The following is a 2,620-nucleotide window of genomic DNA, read 5'->3' as shown; positions in this document are numbered from 1 at the left end:
GAGATGTGTATAAGAGACAGGGCCGGCGGCTGACCGTGGAGCAGGACCGCCTGGTGCACATGGGCGACCCCCATCTCGCCGCGCTGCACACGGTCTTCACCGCCGAGGGCTGGGAGGGCGAGCTGGAGGTGGTGGCCGGCATCGACGGCGACGTACGCAACCAGGGTGTCGCCCGCTACCGGGAGCTGGCCGACCGCCACCTGACCGGCTGGGAGACCGGTACGGAACACCACGGCTCCACCGTGTGGCTGCGGTGCCGCACCGTGGAGTCGGACATCGGCATCGCCCTGGCCGCCCGGACCGTGGCGGCCTGCGGGCCGGGGACGGACGGCGGGGAGCACCGGGCCGGTCCCGAACAGCTGCCCAGGGCGGTCCAGCAGAACCTGCTGCTTCCGCTGGGGCCCGGAGCGCCGGCCGTCGTCGACAAGACCGTCGCGCTGTACACCTCCCGCGACCCGGCCATCGGCAGCCCGCTGCGGGCGGCGGCCTCGGCGGTGGACCGGGCCGCGGCGTACCCGGCCCTGCTGGCCTCGCACCACCGGGCCTGGTCCGACCTGTGGCAGCAGGTCCGGCTTGAGGTGCCGGGCGAGCCCGGGCGCATCCTGCGGCTGCACCTCTTCCACGTGCTGCAGACGCTCTCCCCGCACACGGCGGAACTCGACGTCGGCGTACCGGCCCGGGGACTGCACGGAGAGGCGTACCGGGGGCACGTGTTCTGGGACGAGCTGTTCGTCCTGCCCTTCCTCAACCTCCATCTCCCCGAGGTCTCCCGGGCATTGCTCGACTACCGGCACCGCCGGCTGCCCGCGGCCTGCCGGGCGGCGCGTGCGGCGGGCCGGGCGGGGGCGATGTTCCCGTGGCAGAGCGCCGACGAGGGACGCGAGGAGACCCAGGAGGTCCATCTCAACCCGCGCTCGGGGCGCTGGCTGCCGGACCACTCCCACCTCCAGCACCACGTCGGCTCGGCCGTCGCGTACAACGTGTGGCAGTACTGCCAGGCCACCGGGGACACCGAGTACCTGTACGGCAACGGCGCCGAGACCCTCCTCCAGGTCGCCCGCTTCTGGGCCGACCGCGCCGAGTGGGACGAGTCGCTCGGCCGGTACCGGATCCGCGGGGTGGTGGGGCCCGACGAGTACCACGACGGCTACCCGGGGACCGCCGCACCGGGCCTCGACGACAACACGTACACCAACGTGACGGCGGCCTGGGTGCTGGCGCGGGCGGGGGAGCTCTGCCGCGACCTGCCCGGCAGCCGCTGCGGCCGGCTGTTCGAGCAGCTCCGGCTGGACCCCGGCGAGCTGACCCGCTGGGACGACATCGCCCACCGGCTGCACGTGCCCTGGCACCGGGGCGTCATCAGCCAGTTCGCGGGGTACGGGGAGCTGGCCGAGCTCGACTGGGACGGCTACCGGGCCCGGTACGGGGACATCCGGCGGCTGGACCGGATCCTGGAGGCGGAGGGCGACACCGTCAACCGCTACCAGGCCTCCAAGCAGGCCGACGTGCTGATGCTCGGCTACCTCTTCCCGCCCCGCGAGCTCGCGGCCCTCTTCCGGAGCCTGGGACACGAACTGGACGACGCGACCTGGCACACCACGGTCGACTACTACGCGGCCCGCACGAGCCACGGTTCCACCCTCAGCTCCTTCGTCCACGCCTGGGTGCTGGCCCGGGTCAACCGCGACGACGCCTGGAAGTACTGCGAGGAGGCGCTGATCGGTGACGTGGCCGACGTCCAGGGCGGTACGACGGAGGAAGGCATCCACCTCGGTGCGATGGCCGGCACCCTCGACCTCGTCCAGCGCGGGCTGACCGGGCTCGACACCCGGGACGACGCCCTGTGGCTCAGCCCGGCCTCCCTGCCGCAGCTGTCGAAGTTCCGGGTGCGCCTCCGCTTCCGGCGGCACTGGGACGTCGACCTCCGGCTGCGGGCCGAGCAGCTCAGGATCGCGGTGCCGGACTCCGGCCGCCCGGGGGTCCGGGTCGGGCTGGACGGCCGGATGTACGTCGTCGAGCCGGGCACCTCCCGGTGGCTGGACCTGCCCGACGACGCCTGAGCCTCGCGCCGGGCGGCGTCAGGCGGGCCGGGAGCCCACCAGGACGCCGATCTTGTCGATGCGGTGCTCCGGGTTGTCGTTGCCGTCGCGCCAGTGGTTCCCGGCCGCGTCGTCCTCCGGCGTCGCACAGGTCGACAGGGTGATCACCGCCTGTGCGGGCTTCTTGCCTGGGGAACCCGGCACCTCGGCCCGCTGCTCGGCGAGGGACCGCGCGGAGCGGAAGGACGTCGTGCGGGTCTCGGTGATCCGGTACTCGTAGACCGTGCCGTCCGCCGTGACGAGGACGGAGTCGCCCCTGCCCAGCGAGGGGAGTTCGCGCAACGGTCCGCCGGCCTTGATCCGGTGGGCGGTCACCAGGTAGTTGCCCTTCTCGCCGGGCCCGACGCCGCCCCGCTCGCCGTACGGGCTCGCCGCCTCGCCGCGGTCCTGGACGCGGGTGCCCGGGCGGTCGTCCGTCGTCCCCTCGTACGGGACGACGCGCAGGCCCTTGACCCCGATCGCGGGGATGTCCAGGGCCGCGGTCGTGGTGCGCGGATCGGTGCGGTCCGCGGGGGAGGCGG

The 2,620-nt window shown here is 73.8% G+C and carries 2 protein-coding genes; one reads left to right on the top strand and one right to left on the bottom strand.

From position 1 onward, the window contains the following. Positions 1 to 2,060 (top strand): glycoside hydrolase family 65 protein (locus tag IH13_RS0113385; protein WP_063837438.1); only part of this gene is annotated, 2,060 nt, incomplete at its 5' end. A gap of 18 nt (positions 2,061 to 2,078) precedes the next feature. Here IH13_RS0113385 and IH13_RS0113380 read toward each other — a convergent pair. Continuing rightward, positions 2,079 to 2,620: class E sortase (locus IH13_RS0113380; RefSeq protein WP_031084116.1), on the bottom strand; the 542-nt coding region annotated here is incomplete at its 5' end.

Origin of the sequence: Streptomyces sp. NRRL WC-3549, from assembly GCF_000721935.1 — a bacterium.
Classification (GTDB): domain Bacteria; phylum Actinomycetota; class Actinomycetes; order Streptomycetales; family Streptomycetaceae; genus Streptomyces.
Note: the sequence above shows the minus strand (reverse complement) of the source record. Positions and strands in the feature narration are given on the sequence as shown.